The organism is Streptomyces sp. NPDC056835 (assembly GCF_042789485.1).
In the GTDB taxonomy this organism is placed as follows: domain Bacteria; phylum Actinomycetota; class Actinomycetes; order Streptomycetales; family Streptomycetaceae; genus Streptomyces.
On sequence record NZ_JBHUBB010000050.1, the window covers coordinates 1 to 21,553 of the forward strand.

The window sequence follows — 21,553 nt, forward strand, 5'->3', positions numbered from 1 at the left end:
TACTGCAGGGGGGACCCTGTGGGAGAGTAGGACGCCGCCGAACAATTATTGTGGGAATGCCCCGCACCTTCTGGTGCGGGGCATTTCTGCGTTCTATGCCTATATCTTGAGATGGTGGTAGATGGGTAGCCGATTGAGGCTTCGACTACCCATCTTCGCTCTCAGAGGCGACCTGCGGCCTTCAGCGCGAGATAAGCATCGGCGAGGGCCGGAGCCAGGTTCTCCGGGGTGGCATCCACGACCGTGACTCCGTGGCGCTGCAATTGTTCCGCCGTACGACGTCGCTGTGCCTGTGCCTGTGTGCCGGCGGCGGCTTCGTAGACCGCGTCCACTGTGCCCCGTTCCCGGCTCATCTCCTCGACGTGGGGATCCGCGACGGACGCCACCAGGACCGTATGGCGTCGGGTCAATTGAGGCAGGACCGGGAGAAGCCCCTCCTCGATGGGTGCGGCGTCGAGCGTGGTGAGCAGCACGATGAGTGATCGACGCGGGGCGTTCTTCAATGTGGCCGCGGCGAGGCCGTGCGCGTCCGTCTCCACGAGCTCCGGTTCGAGCGGGGCCAGCGCGTTCACCAGTGCGGGCAGGACGTCGCCCGCCGCGTGACCCCGGACCTGGGCGCGGGTACGGCGATCATAGGCGAGGAGGTCCAGCCGATCGCCTGCTCGTGAGGCGAGCGCGGCGAGGAGCAGTGTGGCGTCCATCGCCGCGTCGAGGCGGGGGACATCGCCGACCCGGCCGGCCGAGGTGCGGCCGGTGTCGAGGACGACGAGGATGTGCCGGTCGCGTTCGGGGCGCCAGGTCCGTACGGCGACGGCCGACTGCCGCGCGGTGGCCCGCCAGTCGATGGACCGGGTGTCGTCACCGGGCACGTACGCGCGAAGACTGTCGAACTCTGTGCCCTCGCCGCGGGTCAGCAGGCTCGAACGGCCGTCGAGCTCCCGTAGGCGGGCGAGCCTGGAGGGCAGGTGCTTGCGGCTGTGGAAGGGGGGCAGTACGCGTACGGTCCAAGGGACCTCGTGGTGGCCCTGGCGGGCCGCCAGACCCATGGGCCCGAATGAGCGAACCGTGATCCGTTCCGCCTGGCGGTCTCCGCGGCGGGTGGGGCGGAGCAGCGTGGTCAGCCGACGGCGCTCGCCCGCCGGCACGGTCAACTTGTGCCGTGATGCCGCCTGCTCGGTGTCCGGGAGCCAGCTGCTCGGCGGCCAGGCGTCGCGAAGATGAGCGCGCAGGCGGCGGCCCGAGGGGTTGGTGACGGTGAGATGGACCTCGGCGCCGTCACCAAGTCGAACTGACGTATCACCACTTCGGGTGAATCGGAGCGTTCGCACTGGTGCGGCGAGGGCGTAGTCGCACAGAATTGCTAGTGAGAGCGGGGCGTTGACGGCAAGGATGCCCGCCCAGCTGGGGGCGAAGAGGCCGACGGGGAGTGAGCCGAGGGCCGCGAGCAGCGCGGTTCGTCCGGTGAGGGCCACAGTTCACCGGCTCATCGGGGGACGGGGACGTGGGCGAGTATCGCGGTGATGACGGAGTCGGTCGTGACGCCTTCCATCTCGGCCTCGGGCCGGAGTTGGACGCGATGACGGAGTGTGGGGAGGGCCAGGGCCTTCACATCGTCGGGGGTGACGTAGTCCCGGCCGGTGAGCCAGGCCCAGGCGCGAGCGGTGGAGAGCAGGGCAGTGGCGCCTCGTGGGGAGACGCCGAGTGCGAGTGAGGGGGATTCACGAGTGGCACGGCAGATATCGACGACATAGCCCGCGATCTCGGGTGTGACGGTTGTGCGGGCGACGGCGGCGCGTGCCGCTTCCAGGTCGGCGGGCCCGGCGACGGGCCGTACCCCCGCGGCCTGGAGGTCACGCGGATTGAAGCCTTGCGCATGGCGGGTCAGGACATCGACCTCGTCGTCGCGGGACGGCAGCGGGACGGTCAGTTTGAGGAGGAATCGGTCGAGCTGGGCTTCGGGGAGGGGGTAAGTGCCTTCGTACTCGACCGGGTTCTGGGTGGCGGCCACCAGGAATGGATCGGGCAGTGGCTGCGGTGTGCCGTCGACCGTGACCTGGCGCTCCTCCATCGCCTCAAGCAGCGCCGACTGAGTCTTGGGCGGCGTCCGGTTGATCTCGTCGGCCAGAAGCAGATTCGTGAACACGGGACCTGGCTGGAAGGAGAACTCCGCGGTCCTCGCGTCGTAGACGAGGGAGCCGGTGATGTCGCTCGGCATCAGGTCGGGGGTGAACTGGACGCGCTTGGTGTCGAGTTCGAGGGACGCGGCGAGTGCCCGTACGAGGAGGGTCTTCGCGACGCCGGGGACTCCTTCGAGGAGCACGTGCCCTCGGCAGAGCAGGGCGACCACAAGCCCGGTAACGGCGGGGTCCTGGCCGACTACCGCCTTCGCGATCTCCGTGCGCAGGGCCTCCAGGGAAGCGCGGGCGCTGTCCGTGTTCCCGGCGTCACCGGCGTCACCGGTGTTCGCGGCGTTCTGTGCGGTCGGGGCACTCATGAGGTGCGTACCTCTCTTTCGAGGGCGTCGAGTTGGTCCGCGAGGCGGACGAGAGCGGCATCGTCGGTCGGCGCCGGACCGAAGAGCAGGGTGCGCGGCTCCCGGGCGGTGTCCGGGAGCCGGGCGGAGACGGCGGGGATCAGGATGTCGGGGGAGTGGGCGCCGGACGGCGGCACGCCGAGGAGGGGTGCGAGGCGGTCGCGGGCGGCCGAGCGCAGGGCCGAGGCGGCATGGTCCCTGGCGTTGGCCTTGCGGTAGAGGCGGGCACGGCCCTCGGTGGACTCCGAGGCCCGGATGGCGACGGGGAGTCGTTCGGCCACGAGCGGGCCCAGCCTGCGGGCGCGCCAGACGGCGGCGAGTACCGCGGCGAGGAAGAGCTGGAAGGCGCCCCAGAGCCAGCCGGAGGGGATGAGGCCGAGGAAGTCGCTGTCGCCGCCGCTCTCGGCGGCGGATCCATCACTGAGCGAGGGGAGGTACCAGACGAGATGAGGCCGGGAACCGAGCAGTTGAAGGGCGAGCGACGCGTTGCCGCGTTGGTCGAGGCGGTCGTTGTACAGGATGTCGGGAGAGCCGAGAAGAACGGTGTCACCGGCTTCCGTGCCGGTGTCCTTGATCCTGAGCAGGGTCGGCACGCCGTCGCTCATGTAGCAGGCGTCCGCGTCGGCGATGTCGGTGACGTATCGCTCACCGCCGATGTCGACGGTGCCCGCGCGGTCGGCGGCGGGCAGCGAGCATCGCGGGGCGCGTGCCGAGACCGGCGCGGGAGCGTTCGTTCGGACACCGGGCGCCAGGGTGCCGACGGAAGGTGGACCGGCGCCGAGCAGGACGGTGCGGCCTCCCGAGGACGCCGTCGCGGTGCGCAGGGAGCGCTGCTGGTGTTCCGTCAGCAGATCGGGGTTGGTGACGAGGAGCGTGGTGTCGGGGCCGACCGCGGCGGTGGCGTCGTCCAGGGTGGTGACTGCTTCGACGGAGACTCCGCGGTCCTTGAGGAGTTCGGCGACGGCACGGCTGCCGAACTGGTCGGCGGAGCGGGGATCGAGGCGGCCGTGCTGGTCACCCGAGCCGAGGGCGGCCATGGTGATCCCGGCCGCGAGCAGAATGACGAGCGCGAGGGCCAGTCCGCGGCTGCGGGTCCAGACCTGCCGGGTGGTGGGGGAGAGCGAGGTGGAGCTGATCGTGGAGGTCACTCGGCTGTTCCCCCGGAGACGGCGCTCAGCTGCGGCTTCGCGCTTTCCAGATCGAGATCCAGTGCGCTCAGCCGCCGATATGTTGCCTCGTCGGCGGTGCGGCCGCCGTATGTGATGTCGTCGAATTCCCTGGCGGCCGTGCGGAGCCGGGCCGCGTGGCCGGGGAGCGGACGGCCGGCTTCGGAGGCGGCCTCGTCGGCGGTGCGGCCGGGGCGTGGTTCGAGCAGGGCCCGTTCCTCCAGGGAGCGGACGATGGCGCGCATGCGTTCCTGGGCGGCCTGGTTCCAGCGGCCGGCGGCGGCATGCGTTTCCGCGGTGGCGCGGTGTTCCGCCGCGCTGCGGGGGCCCTCGTCGAAGAGCGTGCGCGCCGTCCCGGGTATGCGGCGGGGGGTGCCCAGTCGCCACCAGAGGGCGGCGAGGAGCGTGACCACGATCAGCGCGACGACGGCGAGACCGAGCGGGCCGCCTGGGGCCGCGCCGGAGGCGGAGGCGAAGAGGTCACCGACCCACTCCCAGAAGCGGTTGAGCGCGCGCTGGAGGAGGTTCGGGTCGTTCTCGTGGTACATCGGCCTGGACAGCTCCCGCTCCGCCGCTTCACGGGCGGGAACGCGAGGGGTGTCCACCGGTATGCCGTCGTCCGCGCGGATCAGCTGCCGCGCGAGTGCCGTTCCCCCCGTGATGGACACCGCGTCAGTTCCCCGGAGAGCCGCTGCCCGGCGGCTGCGTGCCGTAGCCCGCCACGCCCGCGGCCCGTGCCAGTTCGAGGTCGAGGGCCTCGCGCCGGATGCGCTGGTCGATGTAGAGGAGCACGGTCACGCCGGCGGAGATCGGATAGGTGATCGTGGAGGCGATCACCGAGCCGATGCCGGTGACGATCAGGTAGGGCCAGCCAAAGTCCGGGCCGTTGGCGGAGTACAGGCCGGCGAGACCTTCGCTGTCCACCGCGGTGGCGATGATGACGAACGGGATAGCGATGATCAGCGAGACCAGGAAGGAAATCAGCAGCGTAAGAAGCAGCACGCCGAAGGTACGCCACCAGGCACCCGTGACGAGCTTGGCGGAGCGGCGCATGGCGGACAGCACGCTCTGGCGTTCCAGCATGAGCGCGGGGGACGCGAGGCTGAGGCGGACCATCAGCCACACGACGAGGGCGAGGGCGGCCATCCCGCCGAGCGCGGTCAGCGCGGCTCCTCCGGCGGAGCCCATGAGCAGGCCGGGGAGGATCGCTACGGTCATGATGGCGGCGCTCATCAGTGGCAGCAGCAAGGTCAGGCCCAGCAGCTGCGGGAGCCGGGGACGGGCCTCGTGCCAGGCTTCCGAGAGCGTGACGGGGCGTCCGAGCACGGAGCGGCTGATCACGACGGTGAGCACGGCTGTGGTGAACAGGGTGCCGATCACCAGGATGGCGAGCGACGGGATCTCGGACACCAGGGTGGACGAGAGCGAGTCGGCGGTCTGACTCAGGATTTCCGACGGGCTCGCGTTCGGGTCGAGTTCGACCGGCGCGGGGAGCAGGTAGCGGCGGAAGAGGATGTCGCTGATCTGGGAGACCGCGGCGACGGCGAGGCTGACGCTGAGCACCACTCGCCAGTGGGTGCGCATGGTGGAGACGGCGCCGTCCAGGATCTCGCCGACCCCGAGAGGCCGGAGCGGGATGACACCCGGCTTGGCGGCGGGCGGCGGGCCCCAGCCGGGACCGCCGCCCTGGGAGGGCCCTCCCCAGCCCTGTGTGGGCCGGGGAATGGCGGGTCCTGTGCCGGGGGCGCTCGGCGGGGACCACTGACCCGGCGGCGGCTGCGCCGCGGACCACTTCGAGGAGGAGCCGGTGTCGTCGGCGGGCGCGGCGGGCCTGGGCACAGCGGCGTCCTGGCCGTCGGACGGGGCGGATCCGGGCGAGGCCCAGCCCGGAGTGTCGTTCACGGTCGTCCACCTCGTGGATTGGTTGCGGAGCCGGCTCGGCGAGTCGGCGCTTCAACAGCGCCTGTCCGCGGAGCGGGGCGGCGGGCTGGCAGCCATCGTGCCACGCGCCGCGCCCCGGTGGACCGGGGGCCGTATCTCCTTCTCTGCTTCGTCCTCGCCTTCATTGTCCGTGCCGCAGCGGGCAGACTGAGCGGATGGCTGATCAGTACGCACGAACCCCGGCCGGCGCCGGGCCGTCCATGCTTCCCTCGATCCGCTGGGACGAGCCGCCGGAAGGGCCCGTACTGGTCCTTCTCGACCAGACGAGGCTTCCGGCCGAGGAGACCGAGCTGGTCTGCACCGACGTACCCGCTCTGGTACGCGCTATCAGGGCACTGGCGGTGCGCGGGGCGCCGCTTCTGGGTATCGCGGGCGCCTACGGAGTGGCGCTGGCCGCGGTACGGGGCTTTGACGTGGAGGACGCGGCGGAGCAGCTGGCCGGGGCGCGGCCCACCGCGGTGAACCTCGGCTACGGGGTGCGGCGGGCGTTCGACGCGTACCGGGCGGCGGTCGACAAGGGCGCCGACCCGGAGCAGGCGGGGGCCGCGGCGCTCGCCGAGGCCCGACGGCTGCATCGCGAAGATGCCGAGGCCAGCGCGCAGATGTCGGCGTTTGGGCTTACGCTCCTCGATGAACTGCTGCCGGGTGGCGGCCACCGGATCCTGACCCACTGCAATACCGGGGCGCTCGTCTCGGGTGGGGAGGGCACCGCGTTCGCCGTGGCGTTGTCGGCCCACCGGGCCGGTCGGCTGCGGCGCCTGTGGGTGGACGAGACCCGTCCGCTCCTCCAGGGCGCCCGGCTGACGGCGTACGAGGCGGCTCGCAACGGGATGGCATACACATTGCTCACGGACAACGCGGCGGGTTCGCTCTTCGCAGCGGGGGAAGTGGACGCTGTCCTGATCGGGGCGGACCGGATCGCGGCCGACGGATCAGTGGCGAACAAGGTGGGGAGTTATCCGCTCGCCGTGCTGGCCAGGTACCACCATGTGCCGTTCGTCGTGGTCGCCCCGACCACGACGATCGACCTCGACACCCCGGACGGGGCGTCGATCGAAGTGGAGCAACGACCGGGGCAGGAAGTGACGGAGCTCACGGCACCGCGCACAGCGGTGGTGGGAGTGGAGGCGGGAGGTGGGATGCCGGTGGCGCCGCTGGGAACGCAGGCGTTCAACCCGGCCTTCGATGTCACCCCTCCGGAATTGGTGACGGCGATCGTCACCGAATATGGCGCGCTGTCCCCGGTGACCGGGGGCGGAATCGCGGAGCTGTGTGCCAGGTCACGCCAGGGTAACGATGAGCTAATGGGATGATGTCGATATGAAGGGACGTGTCCTTGTCGTCGATGACGACACCGCACTGGCCGAGATGCTCGGCATTGTGCTGCGTGGTGAAGGTTTCGAACCGTCGTTCGTAGCGGACGGTGACAAGGCACTAGCCGCCTTCCGTGAGGCCAAGCCGGATCTGGTGCTGCTGGATCTGATGCTGCCCGGCCGGGACGGTATTGAGGTGTGCCGGCTGATCAGGGCCGAGTCCGGGGTGCCCATCGTCATGCTCACGGCCAAGAGCGACACGGTCGATGTGGTGGTCGGGCTGGAGTCCGGGGCCGATGACTACATCGTCAAGCCGTTCAAGCCGAAGGAGCTGGTGGCGCGTATCAGGGCGCGGCTGCGCAGGTCCGAGGAGCCGGCGCCGGAGCAGTTGGCCATCGGTGATCTGGTCATCGATGTGGCGGGTCATTCGGTGAAGCGGGAGGGGCAGTCGATCGCCCTGACGCCGCTGGAGTTCGACCTGCTGGTCGCGCTCGCCCGTAAGCCGTGGCAGGTGTTCACCCGTGAGGTGCTTCTGGAGCAGGTGTGGGGTTACCGGCACGCTGCGGACACCCGGCTGGTCAATGTGCATGTGCAGCGGCTGCGCTCCAAGGTTGAGAAGGACCCCGAGCGGCCCGAGATCGTGGTGACCGTCCGCGGGGTCGGTTACAAGGCGGGACCGAGCTGACATGACCGGCGGCAGCGCTGCTCCGAAGCCCGGTGAGCCGGGAGTCCGTGCGGGGCGGGCTGCCGGGTCGGGCCATGCGGCGGCGCGGTTCGTCCGGCTGTTCCAGAGCGGCAGGCTGCTTCAGGACGGCTCGCCCGGCGGACCGATGCGGCGGCTCCTGGTGCGCTGGGTGCGGCGTCCGCTGCTGCCCGCCGTACGGCTGTGGCGGCGCAATATCCAGCTGAGGGTCGTCGCGGCGACGCTGCTGATGTCGCTCGGCGTGGTGCTGCTGCTCGGGTTCGTGGTCATCGGCCAGGTCCGCAACGGTTTGCTGGAGGCCAAGGAGAAGGCCGCGCAGAGCCAGGCGGCCGGAGGGTTCACCGTGGCGAAGGAGAAGGCCGACGCCCCGGCGGCGCCCGGAGCCCGGGAGGGCGACGGGACGAACGGCAGGTCGGGGAGGAACTCCGTCAACTGGCGGTCCGATCTCGTCGAACAGCTCGCCAGTGGTGGCCCGGGTGCGTTCAATGTGGTGGCGCTGAGCCCCGACGCGGTGGACGCCGTGTCCACCAGCCGCGCGCCGCGCGTCTCGGGCGGGGTGGACTTCGCCAGCGTTCCGGCGGATCTGCGGACGGCGGTCGCGCAGGGGACCGGTCCGTTCCAGGCGTACGCCCAGATCAAGTACACCGGGGCCACCGAGGCCCGGGAGCCGGAGCCGGGGCTGATCATCGGCAAGCGGCTGAACGACGTCGACCGTAACGCGTACGAGCTCTACTACATATTTCCGCTCACGCAGGAGGAGCAGTCGCTCAACCTGGTCAAGGGCACGCTCGCCACGGCCGGGCTCTTCGTGGTCGTGCTGCTCGGGGCGATCGCCTGGCTGGTGGTGCGGCAGGTCGTCACGCCCGTACGGATGGCCGCGGGGATCGCCGAGCGGCTCTCCACCGGCCGTCTCCAGGAGCGGATGAAGGTCACCGGCGAGGACGACATCGCCCGTCTCGGTGAAGCCTTCAACAAGATGGCGCAGAACCTCCAGCTCAAGATCCAGCAGCTGGAGGAGCTCTCCAGGATGCAGCGGCGCTTCGTCTCCGATGTCTCGCACGAACTGCGTACGCCCCTCACGACCGTACGGATGGCCGCCGACGTCATCCATGAGGCACGCAGTGACTTCGATCCGGTGACGGCGCGCTCGGCCGAACTGCTCGGTGACCAGCTGGACCGCTTCGAGTCGCTGCTGTCGGATCTGCTGGAGATCAGCCGCTTCGACGCGGGCGCGGCGGCGCTGGAGGCCGAGCCGATAGATCTGCGCGAAGTGGTGCGCCGGGTGATCGGCGGCGCCGAGCCGCTGGCGGAGCGCAAGGGCAGCCGGATCCGGGTCCTCGGGGACGAGCAGCCCGTCGTCGCCGAGGCCGACGCGCGCCGGGTCGAGCGAGTGTTGCGCAATCTCGTCGTCAACGCCGTCGAGCACGGCGAGGGCCGGGATGTCGTCGTACGGCTGGGCGCGGCGGGCGGGGCGGTCGCGATCGCCGTACGCGACTACGGAGTGGGGCTCAAGCCCGGCGAGGCGACACGGGTGTTCAACCGCTTCTGGCGGGCCGATCCGGCCCGTGCCCGGACGACCGGGGGGACCGGTCTCGGGCTGTCGATCGCCGTCGAGGACGCCCGGCTGCACGGTGGCTGGCTCCAGGCGTGGGGTGAGCCGGGTGGCGGTTCCCAGTTCCGGCTGACGCTGCCGCGTACGGCGGACGAGGCCCTGCGCGGCTCGCCCATACCGCTGGAGCCCGAGGATTCCCGGCGCAACCGCGAGCGCGGCGGCACCCAGGACCTCAAGGAGACCGCGCAGCGGCTGGCCAGTGTGCCGCTCCAGCCGGGCGCGGACCGCTCCGCGCAGACCGGAGCGCCCGGCGTGCCCGCCCCGCCGCGTGCGACGGCGACGGTGGATCCCGCGGCTCTGCCCGGCAGCGGCGCGCGGGTGGTGGCGCGTCCCGCCGGGGAGCGGCCGTCCGGGAGCGAATCCGATCGCCCCGATCATTCTGTACGCCGGGCTCCGGAGCGGGAGGACACAATTCGTGGGCGCTGACCGCCGTCGTTATGGGCCGGGGAGCGCGGTCCGGACGCCGACGCTGCTGGCGGCTGTCGCCGCGCTGCTGGCCGGGTGCGCGTCGATCCCCGACAGTGGTGATGTCGAGCCGGTCAAGGCATCGCCGCCCGGTGAGTCCCAGGTGCGGGTGTATGCCGTGCCGCCCCGGGAGAAGGCGGAGCCGGACGAGATCGTCAACGGCTTCCTTGAGGCCATGACCAGCGATGATCCCGACTTCGCGATGGCCAGGAAGTATCTGACGAAGAAGGCGTCCGGGTACTGGCGGCCGGGCGCCGGTACGACGGTGCTGCGCGCCGCGCCCGACCCGGCGGGCCCGAAGGAGCTTTCGGGCACCGACAGTTCCTCTCTCACCTATCCGCTGTACGGCGACCGGATCGCGGATGTGGACTCCGTACACGCCTACCAGCCGACCGAGCCGAGCGAGTACGCCGGAGAGATCCGGCTGGTCCGGCAGAACGTCGGGGGCGCCGAGGAGTGGCGTATCGACAGCCTGCCGCAGGGGCTGGTGCTCGGTGAGTCGGACTTCCAGCGCAACTACCGGTCGGTCAACAAGTATTACTTCGCGTCGGGGGAGAACTGGCTGGTCGCCGACCCCGTCTACATCCGTCAGCGAATAGACCCCACGACCCGGATGGATCCGGTGACCCAGGCGGTCAAGGTGCTGCTCGACGGCCCGACGAACTGGCTGAAGCCGGTGGTCGACTCGCCCTTCCCCGCCGGTACGGCGCTCCAGAAGAGCACCAAGTCGCTGGAGTTCGACGACCGCAACGCCCTGAAGGTGCCGCTGAACGACAAGGCGTCCAAGGCGGGCCGTACGCAGTGCCGGAAGATGGCGGCTCAGCTGCTCTTCACCCTGCGGGATCTCACCTCCACACCGGTCGGTCAGGTCGAGCTGCTGGCCGACGGGTCCTCGCTCTGTGTGCTCAGCGGCGACCAGGCCGAGGAGTTCGCGCCCGACCGCACCACCGGCCGGTCCGACAATCCATATTTCGTCGACGACCACGGGCGGCTGTCGCTGTTGCAGGCGAGCGCCGACGAGGGTGTCGACCGCTCGCATGTCATCGGACCGTTCGGTACCGGTGGAGTGAAGCTCGGCTCGGTCGCGGTGGCCCGCGATGAGAAGCGCGCGGCGGGTGTCACGGATGACGCCAAGTCGCTCTATGTGTCTTCCATACTGTCGGACAGTGAGCCGGCTCCCGCGCTGGTGTCCAGCGACGGTCCGGCGCGCAGCCGGCTGTCCCCGCCGAGCTGGGACGGGCACGGCGATCTGTGGATCGCGGACCGCGACCCCGGCAATCCGCGACTGCTGCGATTCGCGGAGGGCACCGGTCCGCCGCGGCCGGTCACGGTCGAGGGGATCGGCGGCGGGCGCATCCAGGGGCTGCGGGTGTCGGCGGACGGGGTGCGCATCGCGCTGCTGGTGTCCGAGGGCGGACGGACCACGCTGCAGATCGGACGGGTGGAGCGGAGCGGCTCCGCGGCCGATCCGACGGTGTCCGTGGCGCGACTCCAATCGGTGGCTCCGCAGATGGAGACCGTGACCGCGGTGTCCTGGGCCGGGCCGAGCCGGCTGGTGGTGGTCGGCAAGGAGTCCGGCGGTGTGCAGCAGGTGCGCTACATCCAGACCGATGGTTCGACGTCGGCCGCGAGTGTGCTGCCCGGTCTGAACCAGGTGACCGCGATCGCGGCGGCGAACGACGACCAGCAGCCGCTGGTGGCCGACTCCGACGACGCCGGGATCGTCCGGCTGCCCTCCGGGGGGAACTGGCAGACGATGGTCGAGGTGGGCTCGTCGCCCGTCTACCCCGGCTGACACGCACGGGCCGGTCGGGGCCCCGGGGGCACGCGGGAGCGGGCGCCCGGGGGGTGCGTGCCGGAGCGAACCGGATCTTTGCCTGAACGAGTTGTCCACAGGGGTGGCCGGGCGCCCTCGTCGTTGGCACAGTGGTTGCCATGCGGGCGTGGTGGCGGGAGATCACCGGCCTGGTGCTGCCGGTCGCCTGTGGCGGCTGCGGCAGCCCCAGGACACCTCTGTGCGAGGACTGCGGGCGGGCGCTGTACGGCACCTGGCCCTGCCGGGTACGGCCCGCGCCGGAGCCCGCGGGGCTGCCGCCCGTCCATGCGGCGGCCCCGTACGAGCACGCCGTACGGGCCGTCCTGCTGGCGCACAAGGAGCGTGGCGCGCTCGGGATGGCGGCGCCGCTGGGGCGGGCCCTGGCGGGGGCCGTACGGGCCGCCGCGCCGTCGGGTACGGGGGTCGGTCCGCTGCTGCTGGTGCCGGTGCCCTCCACGCGCCGTGCGGTCGGGGCCCGTGGACACGACGCAGCCCGCAGGATCGCGCTGGCCGCCGCCGGGGAGCTGCGGCGTGGCGACCGGCCGTGCCGGGTCCTTCCGGTGCTGCGGCAGCGGCGCGCGGTGGCCGACCAGGCGGGCCTCGGCGCCCGTCAGAGGCAGGCGAACCTGTCGGGAGCGCTGGAGGTCGTCGTCGGGGGCACGAGTCTGGTGGCGGGCGGCAGGGTGGTGCTGGTGGACGATCTCATGACGACGGGCGCCTCGCTCGTCGAGGCGGCGAGGGCACTGCGTGCCGCGATCGGCCCCGGCAATCAGGGATTCGGCCAGGTGAGCGCCGCGGTTGTCGCCGCGCCGCCGCTCTCCTTCGAAATAAACCGGAACTGACCGCAAGCGCGCATCGTTGCAGCTAAAGAGGGCAGGAGAACAACTGACCAGAGGTACGTGCCGGTAGCGGGTGCCGACACCCGTCCGGGAGGGCTATGTTCGGAGATAAGGAGTGGCGCGAGTCATGACTCGCTGAATACCCCGTGTTGCGTCGGCTTTTTCAGAACCTTGGAATTTCGGGGGATGGGGATCATGCCGATGGGGGAGGAGGAGGTGAAAGTCGCCAAGTCCGAGGCTCCGGTGATTACCGGGGTCTGGTGCAACAGGGAGTAACTCCGCAGCGAGGCGGAGTGATCCGGGAACGGAGTTCTGCGTGGACATCGTCGTCAAGGGCCGCAAGACAGAGGTGCCCGAGCGGTTCCGCAAGCACGTGGCCGAGAAGCTGAAGCTGGAGAAGATCCAGAAGCTCGACGGCAAGGTGATCAGCCTCGACGTCGAGGTGTCCAAGGAGCACAACCCGCGGCAGTCGGACCGGTGCGACCGGGTGGAGATCACGCTCCACTCGCGCGGCCCCGTGATCCGCGCGGAGGCGGCCGCGGCCGATCCGTACGCGGCGCTCGATCTGGCCACCGGCAAGCTGGAGGCACGGCTGCGCAAGCAGCACGAGAAGCGTCACAACCGCCGGGGGAACGGGCGGTTGTCGGCGGCCGAGGTCGTCGAGGTCGTTCCTGGGGTCGCCCAGTTGAACGCGAACGGCGAGACCGCGGCCCAGGAGGCGGCACAGACCGTTCCCACCACGATGGTCTGCTCTCTTGAGGTGCAGGGCGAAGGGCCGCTCGTGGTGCGGGAGAAGACCCATGTCGCCGCTCCGATGACACTCGATCAGGCGCTCTACGAGATGGAGCTGGTCGGGCACGACTTCTATCTGTTCGTCGATTCCGACACCAAGGAACCCAGCGTCGTCTACCGGCGCCATGCCTACGACTACGGCGTCATTCATCTCAGGACGGACCCGCTCGCCGGATCGGAAGCGGGCGGCGCGGGCGGTGCCCTCGGCGGCTGACGCACCGGCCGGGACCATCGGAATCCGGCCGGAACAAAGTCCGGAATCCGTGCCCCCGCGGTGCCCCTGAGCGCCCTTCGAGGCCTCAGGGGCACCGCTGTGCGCCCCCAAGGACCATCGCTTCGGTGTCCGGGCATGAAATCATGGCGTCGCGGCCAACAAGTGGTCCGCGAACTGCGGTTGGCCGGGCCCCCGGGAAATTCGGGCCATGGCCTTCAGGGGAGGGAACGATGGCGGACAGCTTCGGTCCGGTGCATCACGCGAGCGATGCCGACGACACGATTGGCGGCGCCCGGTCCGATGCCGCCGCGGAACGGGGCGACTCCCGGAGGGAGCCGATCCGGGTCCTCGTCGTGGACGACCATGCCCTCTTCCGCCGCGGACTGGAGATCGTCCTCGCCCAGGAGGAGGACATCCAGGTCGTCGGAGAGGCCGGCGACGGCGCTGAGGCCGTCGACAAGGCCGCCGATCTGCTGCCGGACATCGTGCTGATGGATGTACGGATGCCCAAGCGCGGCGGGATCGAGGCCTGCACCTCCATCAAGGAGGTGGCCCCCAGTGCCAAGATCATCATGCTGACGATCAGCGACGAGGAAGCCGACCTCTACGACGCGATCAAGGCGGGCGCCACCGGCTATCTCCTCAAGGAGATCTCCACCGATGAAGTGGCCACCGCGATCCGCGCCGTGGCCGACGGCCAGTCACAGATCAGCCCGTCGATGGCGTCCAAACTGCTGACCGAGTTCAAATCGATGATTCAGCGCACCGACGAACGCAGACTCGTTCCGGCGCCGCGCCTCACCGACCGCGAACTGGAAGTCCTCAAGCTGGTCGCCACGGGAATGAACAACCGTGATATCGCCAAGGAGTTGTTCATCTCCGAGAACACGGTGAAGAACCATGTCCGCAACATCCTGGAGAAGCTGCAACTGCACTCCCGGATGGAGGCCGTGGTCTACGCGATGAGGGAGAAGATCCTCGAAATCCGCTGATGTTATGAGGAGCCGACCGTATTCAGTTGTTCAGACCCGGTGGGCGGCGTTCAGAGAGCTCAGAGCGCGGTGAGCGCGTCCACCAGCGGGCCGCGCAGCGCGGGCGCGTCGACCCGCTCCACCCGTACGTCCGAGCAGCCGACCCACTCCGCCGCCTCCCGCAGCGCCTGGGCCATCGGTTCCACGGCCCTGGGGGTCTCCAGGGACACGTGCTTAGCCACCAGCGTCTTCCCCTCGCGTGCCGGGTCGACACGGCCCAGCAGCTTTCCCCCGGACAGCAGCGGCATCGCGAAGTAGCCGTACACCCTCTTGGGCTTGGGCACGTACGCCTCCAGCCGGTGGGTGAAGCCGAAGATCCGCTCCGTACGGGCCCGCTCCCAGATGAGGGAGTCGAAGGGCGACAGCAGCGTCGTGCGGTGCCGCCCCCTCGGTGTGGTCGCCAGCGCCTCCGGATCGGCCCAGGCCGGTTTCCCCCAGCCCTCGACCGTCACCGGCACCAGCCCGGACTCCGCGATCACGGCGTCGACCTGCTCGCCCTTGAGGCGGTGGTAATCGGCGATATCCGCGCGCGTACCGACACCGAGCGACTGGCCCGCGAGCCGAACGAGCCGGCGCAGACACTCCGTGTCGTCCAGATCGTCATGAAGGAACTCATCGGGCACGGCACGCTCCGCGAGGTCGTAGACCCGCTTCCAGCTGCGCCGCTCGGTACAGACGACCTCGCCGTACATGAGCGCGCGCTCGACGGCGACCTTCGCCTCGGACCAGTCCCACCACGGCCCGCCGTTCTTGGCGCCGCCCAGCTCCGTGGCGGTCAGCGGGCCCTCGGACTCCAACTGCTTGATCACCGTCTCGTACGCGCCGTCCGCCAGCTCGTGGTACCAGTGCGGGCGGGCGCGGTAGGCGCGCCGGCGGAAGGCGAAGTGCGGCCATTCCTCGATCGGCAGGATGCATGCCGCGTGGGACCAGTACTCGAAGGCGTGCGGCTGTGCCGGTGACGTACCTGACGTACCGGCCGGGGCCGGGGTCCAGTACGCGTCCTCGACCGTCCTGCGGCCGACGGCGCCCAGACGCGCGTACGGAATCAGTTCATGCGACCGCGCCAGCACCGAGATCGTGTCCAGCTGGACGGCACCGAGATGGCGCAGCACGCCCCGCACCCCGCCGCGCCGGTCCGGCGCACCGAGGAATCCCTGGGCGCGCAGCGCTATCCGGCGGGCCTCGTCGGCGGACAGTTCGGTGGTGGCGGCCGGCATCGTGGTCATGAACCGCACGATAGACGGCGGCACTGACAGTCAGGACCCCGCCGGCACATTCCTCTCCTGGGAGGGCAGGTACGGGTGGGCGCCCGGGAGCCCCAGATCGGACGGGAGCAGCGCGCCTATCCACACGTCCCGCAGCGTGTCCCTGTGGACCAGCGCGGCGCGCAGCACGCCCTCCATCACGAAACCGGCCTTCTCCGCGACGGCCCGCGAGCCCGCGTTGCCGGCCTCGGCGCGCCACTCCAGGCGCTGCGCGCCCAGCGCCGTGAAGACCCAGTGGGCCACCGCCCGCACGGCTTCGGCCGTATAGCCCCGGCCACGGTGCTCCCGCCCCGTCCAGTAGCCGATCTCCCAGGTGCCCGACTGGCAGTGCGCGTTGACCGCGCCGATCACCGGGCCCCCGCCCCGGGGCACCACACCGAAGGTGCAGATGGTCGCCGTACGCCAGCCGTCCGGGACCATCCGCTCGATGAAGTGCCCGGCGTGCTGCCGCTCGTACGGTGCGGGAATCGGGATCCACCGCTGGATCTCGGGGTCCTGGCAGACCGCGAGGACATCGTCGATGTCGTCCGGCGTGAGGGTGCGCAGCAGCAGGCGCTCGGTGCTGAGGGTGACAGGTTCCATCCCCGGATTCTGCTGAGCGGAGTCCCCCGGCACGAGTGCTTTTCCCGTCTCACCGGCACCTTCCACGGGTCCCGCGCGTTCTCCTTGCGGGTATCGGCGGGCCCGCGTGACCTCGGCCCTCCCGGCGCGGGCGGGTCCTCGCTTACGATGGCCGTTGCGGTGGGGCCCGCCTGCCGTGCCCGCGCCCGTGTCCGTATCCGACCCACGTGCCAGGCCCGACCGGCAAGGAGACCAACCTCAGTGTCCGTCTTCAACAAGCTCATGCGTGCAGGCGAAGGCAAGATCCTGCGCAAACTGCACCGCATCGCGGACCAGGTCAACTCCATCGAAGAGGATTTCGTAACCCTCTCCGACGCCGAGTTGAGGGCGCTCACCGCCGAGTACAAAGAGCGGTACGCCGACGGTGAGAGCCTTGACGACCTGCTCCCCGAGGCTTTCGCGACCGTCCGCGAGGCGGCCAAGCGCGTCCTCGGCCAGCGTCACTACGACGTGCAGCTGATGGGCGGCGCCGCCCTGCACCTCGGCTATGTCGCCGAGATGAAGACCGGTGAGGGCAAGACCCTCGTCGGCACACTGCCCGCGTATCTGAACGCGCTGTCCGGCAAGGGCGTCCACCTGATCACGGTGAACGACTACCTGGCCGAGCGCGACTCCGAGATGATGGGCCGCGTCCACAAGTTCCTGGACCTCAAGGTCGGCTGCATCCTGGCGAACATGTCGCCCGCGCAGCGCCGTGAGCAGTACGCCTGCGACATCACGTACGGCACGAACAACGAGTTCGGGTTCGACTACCTGCGTGACAACATGGCGTGGTCCCAGGAGGAGCTGGTCCAGCGCGGTCACAACTACGCCATCGTCGACGAGGTCGACTCGATCCTCGTGGACGAGGCCCGTACGCCGCTGATCATCTCCGGCCCCGCCGACCAGGCCACCAAGTGGTACGGCGACTTCGCCAAGCTGGTCACGCGGCTGACCAGGGGCGAGGCGGGCAACCCGCTCAAGGGCGTCGAGGAGACCGGCGACTACGAGGTCGACGAGAAGAAGCGCACCGTGGCCATTCATGAGCCCGGTGTGTCCAAGGTCGAGGACTGGCTGGGCATCGATAACCTGTACGAGTCGGTGAACACCCCGCTCGTCGGTTATCTGAACAACGCCATCAAGGCCAAGGAACTGTTCAAGAACGACAAGGACTATGTCGTCATCGACGGCGAAGTCATGATCGTCGACGAGCACACCGGCCGTATCCTCGCCGGCCGCCGTTACAACGAGGGCATGCACCAGGCGATCGAGGCGAAGGAAGGGGTGGACATCAAGGACGAGAACCAGACCCTTGCCACGATCACCCTGCAGAACTTCTTCCGCCTCTACGGCAAGCTCTCCGGCATGACCGGTACGGCCATGACCGAGGCCGCCGAGTTCCACCAGATCTACAAGCTGGGCGTCGTGCCGATCCCGACGAACCGGCCGATGGTCCGCATGGACCAGTCCGACCTGATCTACCGCACCGAGGTCGCCAAGTTCGCGGCGGTCGTGGACGACATCGCGGAGAAGCACGAGAAGGGGCAGCCGATCCTGGTCGGCACCACCTCGGTCGAGAAGTCCGAGTACCTCTCGCAGCAGCTCAACAAGCGCGGCGTCCAGCACGAGGTGCTCAACGCCAAGCAGCACGACCGGGAGGCGACGATCGTCGCCCAGGCCGGCCGCAAGGGCGCCGTCACCGTCGCCACGAACATGGCGGGACGCGGTACGGACATCAAGCTCGGCGGCAACCCCGACGATCTCGCGGAGGCGGAGCTGCGCCAGCGCGGGCTGGACCCCGTCGAGCATGTCGAGGAGTGGGCCGCCGCCCTGCCGGCCGCGCTGGAGAAGGCCGAGCAGGCGGTGAAGGCGGAGTTCGAGGAGGTCAAGGACCTCGGCGGGCTGTACGTCCTGGGCACCGAGCGGCACGAGTCGCGCCGTATCGACAACCAGCTGCGCGGTCGGTCCGGACGTCAGGGCGACCCCGGTGAGTCCCGCTTCTATCTCTCCCTCGGCGACGACCTGATGCGGCTGTTCAAGGCGCAGATGGTCGAGCGCGTGATGGCCATGGCCAACGTTCCGGACGACGTCCCGATCGAGAACAAGATGGTGACGCGCGCCATCGCCTCCGCCCAGTCCCAGGTCGAGCAGCAGAACTTCGAGACGCGTAAGAACGTCCTGAAGTACGACGAAGTGCTCAACCGGCAGCGTGAGGTCATCTATGGCGAGCGCCGCCGTGTCCTGGAGGGCGAGGACCTTCAGGAGCAGGTGCGTCACTTCATGGACGACACGATCGACGCGTACATCCAGGCGGAGACCGTCGAGGGCTTCGCCGAGGAGTGGGACCTCGACCGGCTGTGGGGAGCCTTCAAGCAGCTCTACCCGACGAAGATCACGGTGGAGGAGCTGGAGGAGGCGACGGGCGACCGCGCCGGGATCACCGCCGAGTTCATCGCGGAGTCCGTCAAGGACGACATCTACGCCCAGTACGAGGAGCGCGAGAACCAGCTCGGCTCGGACATCATGCGCGAGCTGGAGCGGCGCGTGGTGCTGTCCGTCCTGGACCGCAAGTGGCGCGAGCACCTCTACGAGATGGACTACCTCCAGGAGGGCATCGGCCTGCGCGCCATGGCCCAGAAGGACCCGCTGGTCGAGTACCAGCGCGAGGGCTTCGACATGTTCAACGCCATGATGGACGGCATCAAGGAGGAGTCCGTCGGCTATCTGTTCAACCTGGAGGTCCAGGTCGAGCAGCAGGTCGAGGAGGTCCCTGTGCAGGACGCGGCCGAGCGTCCCTCGCTGGCGAAGAAGGACGACGCGGTGCCCGCGGGCGCTCCCCGTCCGGAGATCCGCGCGAAGGGCCTCGAAGCCCCGCAGCGGCCCGACCGGCTGCACTTCTCCGCTCCCACGGTGGACGGCGAGGGCGGCATCGTCGAGGGCGACTTCCAGAGCGCCGAGGGGCCGACACGGTCCACGTCGGACGGGATGACGCGTGCCGAGCGCCGTAAGGCCCAGAAGGGCACGAGCGGCGGGCGTCGCCGCAAGAAGTAGCCAGGCGAGATGTAGGTATGAGTGAGGGCGGGCCGGGGCGCACGATGAGTGCGCGCCCCGGCCCGCCCTCATGTGCGCTGTCAGATCCGTTCTCCGCTCCGTTCCCCGGTCCGTTCTCCGCCGAGCTCGACCGCCGCGCAGCGCCAGCGCAGGTCGGCGCCCTGTTCCAGCCGGAAGGCCATGGCGCGGACCTGATCGCCCGCGGAGATGCTGGCGGCGGCCTCGACCGCTCCCGGGCGCGGCTGGAAGGCACGGCAGGTGCGGATGACGGGACGGGCGCCCCGCGCCCTGAGCGGGGTGCCGGGCGCGAGCCGGACGAGCTGTTCGTACGCCTCGCCGATGGTCTGGCCGAGCATCCAGTGCACGGGGCGGTGGCCGCTGAGGACAGCGAGCAGGCGCTCCGCGAAGAGTTCGTGCGGCGGCGGGAGGTGCGGGCGCCGCGGCGGGCTTACGGCGCCGGGCCCGCGCTGGTCGCGACGGCCGGGCGGCCTCGCGGCGGCGGTGGTCCTGGTCCTCGTCGTGCCGGTCGGATTGGTGGTACCGGTCCTGTTCACGCAGATCGCCCCCGTTCTGCCCGGCCGGTTCGGATACCGGCCGGTAACTTCTGTTGGGGGATCTTTTACGGGCCCTTGGGGGACCCCCGCAAGGCCGGTGCGGACAGGGATCGCCCGGCGCCGAAGTCACCTATCCGGGTGACGGGCGGACGACACCCGGCCCGGCGGAGGGGTGGCGCGCGGTTCTCGGTGGACGCCTGGGGCAGCCATGAGCGTCACCCCGAAGAGGGACTACCGCACGTATCCTTAGCGGCCTCTAAGGTGCTCTCCCGACTACGAAAGCGGCCAGCCATGCGCGTCTACGTCCCCCTGACCCTTCCCGGTCTCGCAGAGGCGCACAAGACGGGTGAGCTGGGACCGGGGCCACTGACCGCGTACGCCGTGACTCCCGGGCTGCGCGAGTGGTACGTGTCCGACGACATCGAGGAGCTGGAGTACGCGGCCCTCAACCGCGCCGCGGCCGCCTCGCTCCGGCTGCTCGCCGCCGATCCGGTGGCCGGACGCCGCAGGGTGGTCGTGGCGGCCGACGTGCCGGACAGGGAAGCCGTGTCGGATCCCGACCGCGGGCTGGACGACGCGGGCCTCGGCGAGGTGCGGATCGCCGACCCGATCGCGCTGTCGAAGGCGGCCGCGGTGCATGTCGACTCCGACGAGGCGGACGCCGATGTGTCGGCCGCGGCGGCGGCGCTGGGCGCGGCGGACCACGGGGACGACGACGCGCGGTTCACGGTGGACGGCGCGGAGGACCACGAGCTGCTTTGGTACGGCGTCCAGGAGATCCCGAACCTGATCGGATGACCGGTCGGCCGGCGCCGACCGGCCGGTGGCGGCCCACAGGGGCTCCGCCAGGTTCGTTGTCAGACCCGGCCGGTACCGTTTTCGGCATGGGGAAGCAGAACACGCATCTGGTCTGGGACTGGAACGGCACCATTCTCGACGACATCGAGGCAGTCATTGGGGCGACCAACGCCGCCTTCGCGGAGATAGGGCTGGAGTCCATCACGCTGGACACCTACCGCGAGCTGTACTGCGTCCCGATCCCGAAGTTCTACGAGCGGCTGATGGGCCGCCTGCCGAGCGACGCCGAGTGGGCCGTCATGGACGAGACCTTCCACCGTCACTACACGGACCGGCGGACCGGCTGCGGGCTCACGGAGGGCGTCGAGGAACTGCTGTCGCAGTGGCGGCTGGCCGGGGACAGCCAGTCGCTCCTGAGCATGTACGGGCATGAGCAGCTGGTTCCGGTGGTGCGGGGGTACGGGATCGAGCGCCACTTCCTCCGCGTCGACGGCCGGACGGGCCCGTCCGGCGGCAGCAAGGCGGTGCACATGGAGCGCCATCTGACCGCGCTGGCGTCGGAGGGCGCGATATCCGCCGAGCGGACGGTGGTGATCGGTGACGCGGTCGACGACGCGCTGGCGGCGGCTCATGTGGGCGCGCGTGCCGTGCTCTACACGGGGGGCTCGAACAGCCGGGCCAGCCTGGAGGCGGTGGGCGTACCGGTGGTGGACACCCTCGCGGAGGCGGTCGACACGGCGCGGCGTCTGACGTCCTGACACCGGTGCGACCGGTGCGACCGGCGGGGACGGCGGGGACGGCGGGGACGGCGGGGACGGTCGGGGGACTCGGCCGGGGGTGCGCCCGGGAGCCCCGGGCGC

At 70.2% G+C, this 21,553-nt stretch carries 18 protein-coding genes; 10 read left to right on the forward strand and 8 right to left on the reverse strand.

The window, feature by feature from the left end; all coding sequences use genetic code 11:
- Positions 1-161 precede the first annotated feature (161 nt).
- From ACFRMN_RS35835 to ACFRMN_RS35855, 5 genes are read right to left on the reverse strand one after another with little or no spacing between them, the layout of a single operon-like run.
- A complete protein-coding gene (locus ACFRMN_RS35835; protein WP_383028012.1) occupies positions 162-1,472 on the reverse strand; it encodes a DUF58 domain-containing protein in 1,311 nt (436 codons plus the stop codon).
- 11 nt (positions 1,473-1,483) lie between these two features.
- Complete coding sequence (locus ACFRMN_RS35840; protein WP_383028014.1) at positions 1,484-2,494, reverse strand: AAA family ATPase; 1,011 nt, start codon at positions 2,492-2,494, stop codon at positions 1,484-1,486.
- Positions 2,491-3,681: a DUF4350 domain-containing protein gene (locus tag ACFRMN_RS35845; RefSeq protein ID WP_383028016.1), complete on the reverse strand. Its 1,191-nt coding sequence runs from the start codon at positions 3,679-3,681 to the stop codon at positions 2,491-2,493. The genes ACFRMN_RS35840 and ACFRMN_RS35845 overlap by 4 nt, the downstream gene beginning before the upstream one ends.
- Entirely contained in the window at positions 3,678-4,367 is a 690-nt protein-coding gene (locus ACFRMN_RS35850; RefSeq protein ID WP_383028018.1) for a DUF4129 domain-containing protein, read from the reverse strand. Before ACFRMN_RS35850 ends, ACFRMN_RS35845 begins: the two co-directional genes overlap by 4 nt.
- A gap of 4 nt (positions 4,368-4,371) precedes the next feature.
- Positions 4,372-5,601 (reverse strand): glycerophosphoryl diester phosphodiesterase membrane domain-containing protein, encoded by a 1,230-nt coding sequence (locus ACFRMN_RS35855; protein WP_383028020.1) that lies wholly within the window; start codon positions 5,599-5,601, stop codon positions 4,372-4,374.
- Positions 5,602-5,795: 194 nt separating this feature from the next.
- Between ACFRMN_RS35855 and mtnA the strand changes: the two genes are divergently transcribed.
- The 7 genes from mtnA (at position 5,796) to ACFRMN_RS35890 (ending at position 14,386) form a co-directional block, all read left to right on the forward strand.
- Positions 5,796-6,953: an S-methyl-5-thioribose-1-phosphate isomerase gene (gene mtnA, locus ACFRMN_RS35860; RefSeq protein WP_383028022.1), complete on the forward strand. Its 1,158-nt coding sequence runs from the start codon at positions 5,796-5,798 to the stop codon at positions 6,951-6,953.
- Between the two features lie 7 nt (positions 6,954-6,960).
- Complete coding sequence (mtrA, locus tag ACFRMN_RS35865; protein ID WP_005486885.1) at positions 6,961-7,638, forward strand: two-component system response regulator MtrA; 678 nt, start codon at positions 6,961-6,963, stop codon at positions 7,636-7,638.
- A gap of 1 nt (position 7,639) precedes the next feature.
- The gene (mtrB, locus tag ACFRMN_RS35870; RefSeq protein ID WP_383028025.1) at positions 7,640-9,694 is read left to right on the forward strand and encodes an MtrAB system histidine kinase MtrB; all 2,055 of its coding nucleotides are present in this window, start codon (positions 7,640-7,642) and stop codon (positions 9,692-9,694) included.
- Positions 9,684-11,528: an LpqB family beta-propeller domain-containing protein gene (locus ACFRMN_RS35875; protein WP_383028028.1), complete on the forward strand. Its 1,845-nt coding sequence runs from the start codon at positions 9,684-9,686 to the stop codon at positions 11,526-11,528. Before mtrB ends, ACFRMN_RS35875 begins: the two co-directional genes overlap by 11 nt.
- 140 nt (positions 11,529-11,668) lie before the next feature.
- Positions 11,669-12,391 (forward strand): ComF family protein, encoded by a 723-nt coding sequence (locus ACFRMN_RS35880; protein WP_383028030.1) that lies wholly within the window; start codon positions 11,669-11,671, stop codon positions 12,389-12,391.
- A 313-nt stretch (positions 12,392-12,704) separates the two neighbouring features.
- Entirely contained in the window at positions 12,705-13,394 is a 690-nt protein-coding gene (hpf, locus tag ACFRMN_RS35885; protein WP_383028032.1) for a ribosome hibernation-promoting factor, HPF/YfiA family, read from the forward strand.
- 230 nt (positions 13,395-13,624) lie between these two features.
- Positions 13,625-14,386, forward strand: coding sequence for a response regulator transcription factor (locus ACFRMN_RS35890; RefSeq protein WP_365911951.1), 762 nt, complete (start codon positions 13,625-13,627; stop codon positions 14,384-14,386).
- Positions 14,387-14,445: 59 nt separating this feature from the next.
- Here the strand turns inward: ACFRMN_RS35890 and ACFRMN_RS35895 are convergent, their stop codons facing one another.
- Together ACFRMN_RS35895 and ACFRMN_RS35900 are read right to left on the reverse strand one after the other, a co-directional pair.
- On the reverse strand, positions 14,446-15,651 hold the full coding sequence (locus ACFRMN_RS35895; protein WP_383028036.1) for a winged helix-turn-helix domain-containing protein: 1,206 nt from the start codon (positions 15,649-15,651) through the stop codon (positions 14,446-14,448).
- Between the two features lie 30 nt (positions 15,652-15,681).
- Entirely contained in the window at positions 15,682-16,272 is a 591-nt protein-coding gene (locus tag ACFRMN_RS35900) for a GNAT family N-acetyltransferase (RefSeq protein ID WP_383028039.1), read from the reverse strand.
- A gap of 240 nt (positions 16,273-16,512) precedes the next feature.
- On the opposite strand from ACFRMN_RS35900, the gene secA reads away from it, so the two are divergent.
- Positions 16,513-19,341: a preprotein translocase subunit SecA gene (gene secA, locus ACFRMN_RS35905; RefSeq protein ID WP_383028042.1), complete on the forward strand. Its 2,829-nt coding sequence runs from the start codon at positions 16,513-16,515 to the stop codon at positions 19,339-19,341.
- 80 nt (positions 19,342-19,421) lie between these two features.
- Here secA and ACFRMN_RS35910 read toward each other — a convergent pair whose 3' ends face one another.
- Positions 19,422-19,895, reverse strand: a complete 474-nt coding sequence (locus tag ACFRMN_RS35910; RefSeq protein ID WP_383028044.1) for an Rv3235 family protein — start codon at positions 19,893-19,895, stop codon at positions 19,422-19,424.
- Positions 19,896-20,186: 291 nt separating this feature from the next.
- Here ACFRMN_RS35910 and ACFRMN_RS35915 point away from each other — a divergent pair, with 291 nt between their 5' ends.
- Both ACFRMN_RS35915 and ACFRMN_RS35920 read left to right on the forward strand, forming a co-directional pair.
- Entirely contained in the window at positions 20,187-20,693 is a 507-nt protein-coding gene (locus ACFRMN_RS35915; RefSeq protein WP_383028047.1) for a DUF6912 family protein, read from the forward strand.
- 86 nt (positions 20,694-20,779) lie between these two features.
- A complete protein-coding gene (locus ACFRMN_RS35920) occupies positions 20,780-21,451 on the forward strand; it encodes an HAD family hydrolase (RefSeq protein ID WP_383028050.1) in 672 nt (223 codons plus the stop codon).
- Positions 21,452-21,553 lie beyond the last annotated feature (102 nt).

What these genes read in the sequence shown, in the direction of transcription:
- ACFRMN_RS35895 (WP_383028036.1), bottom strand. Translation starts at nt 15,651, where the DNA reads ATGACCACGATGCCGGCCGCCACCACCGAACTGTCCGCCGACGAGGCC.
- ACFRMN_RS35920 (WP_383028050.1), top strand. Translation starts at nt 20,780, where the DNA reads ATGGGGAAGCAGAACACGCATCTGGTCTGGGACTGGAACGGCACCATT.
- mtrA (WP_005486885.1), top strand. Translation starts at nt 6,961, where the DNA reads ATGAAGGGACGTGTCCTTGTCGTCGATGACGACACCGCACTGGCCGAG.
- ACFRMN_RS35900 (WP_383028039.1), bottom strand. Translation starts at nt 16,272, where the DNA reads ATGGAACCTGTCACCCTCAGCACCGAGCGCCTGCTGCTGCGCACCCTC.
- ACFRMN_RS35880 (WP_383028030.1), top strand. Translation starts at nt 11,669, where the DNA reads ATGCGGGCGTGGTGGCGGGAGATCACCGGCCTGGTGCTGCCGGTCGCC.
- ACFRMN_RS35890 (WP_365911951.1), top strand. Translation starts at nt 13,625, where the DNA reads ATGGCGGACAGCTTCGGTCCGGTGCATCACGCGAGCGATGCCGACGAC.
- mtrB (WP_383028025.1), top strand. Translation starts at nt 7,640, where the DNA reads ATGACCGGCGGCAGCGCTGCTCCGAAGCCCGGTGAGCCGGGAGTCCGT.
- mtnA (WP_383028022.1), top strand. Translation starts at nt 5,796, where the DNA reads ATGGCTGATCAGTACGCACGAACCCCGGCCGGCGCCGGGCCGTCCATG.
- ACFRMN_RS35840 (WP_383028014.1), bottom strand. Translation starts at nt 2,494, where the DNA reads ATGAGTGCCCCGACCGCACAGAACGCCGCGAACACCGGTGACGCCGGT.
- ACFRMN_RS35915 (WP_383028047.1), top strand. Translation starts at nt 20,187, where the DNA reads ATGCGCGTCTACGTCCCCCTGACCCTTCCCGGTCTCGCAGAGGCGCAC.